A 1117-nucleotide genomic window follows, 5' to 3' on the forward strand; every position below is an offset into this window, starting at 1 on the left:
CGCGACTGGAGGGGGGGGGCGGGCTTCCCCTTTCCGCCCCGCCCCACGGGGCGGAGACCACCGTGACCCCGGCGGCGAAGCGGCTCATGGCCTCCTTAAAGGCCTCCTTCACGCCTCCACCTCCGCAAAGACCGCCAAAGAGCCCTTGAGGAAGTCCCTGACCCGGGCCTTGTAGGGCTCCTTGTCGTAGACGGCGTAGAGGGTCTGGTACATGCGCACCGGGTCGCCGAAGAAGAAGCGCTCGTAAAGCTCCTGCCGGGCCCCGAAGCCCGAGAGGGCCATGTCCCAGGCCAGGCGGAAGAGGGCGACCCGCTCTTTGGCCTCGAGGGTCGCCCCCTGCAGGTACTTCTCCAGAAGGGGGGCGAGGGGCCCCTTGAAGTCCCGCTCCGAGGGGAGGGTGATGAGGCCGGAGGCCCCGATCTGCTCCAGGATCTCCCTCAGGCGGGGGTAGAGCCTGGGGTAGAGGTTCCGGGCCCCGTCCAGGGCCCCTCGGTCAGGCACCAGGAGGCCGTAGGCGTTCTCCCTGGCCTCCTCCTCGGCCCGGGTCCAGAAGGCCCGCATGGCCTCCAGGTAGACGATGATCTCGGCGATCTTCTCCTGAACGTGGGCGTAGGCGTCGGCCCCGATCCCCTCGGCCATGAGGGCCGCCACCCCCAGGAAGGCCTCGGTCTTGGCGGTCTTCAGGGCCACCACCTGGTGGGCCATGTGGTTGAGGGCCCCGGTGGCGGCGTAGGCGCGGTTGCAAAGCTCCACGTTGCCCAGGATGAAGACCCGCTCCCAGGGGACCAGGACATCGTCAAAGACCACCAGGCAGTCCATCTCCTCGAGGCGGCTGCTGAGGGGGTGGTCAAAGGGGCTATCCCCGCCCACCAGGCCCTCCCGGCAGACGAAGTGGAGGCCCGGGATGGAGGTGGGGAGGGCGAAGGCCAGGGCGTACCTTTCGCTCCCCGCCTGGAGGAGGGTGGAGGGGAAGATCAGGACCTCGTCGGCCAGGGGGAAGGTGGCCGTCATCCGGGCCCCCCGGACCACGATGCCGGCCTCGGTCTGCCGCACCACGCCCACGGGGATGTAGGGGTCGGGCTGGGCGGAAGGGGGCTTGGCGCGGTTCACCTGGGGG

The 1117-nt window shown here is 69.9% G+C and carries 1 protein-coding gene; it reads right to left on the reverse strand.

Features of this window, described 5'->3' with window-relative positions; translation table 11 throughout:
* Nucleotides 1-108: 108 nt before the first annotated feature.
* The coding region (hpaB, locus tag NW807_RS06510; RefSeq protein WP_414425612.1) for a 4-hydroxyphenylacetate 3-monooxygenase, oxygenase component at nt 109-1117 on the reverse strand (1009 nt) is incomplete at its 5' end.

Origin of the sequence: Synechococcus sp. R70.1, assembly GCF_047461675.1 — a bacterium.
In the GTDB taxonomy this organism is placed as follows: domain Bacteria; phylum Cyanobacteriota; class Cyanobacteriia; order Thermostichales; family Thermostichaceae; genus Thermostichus.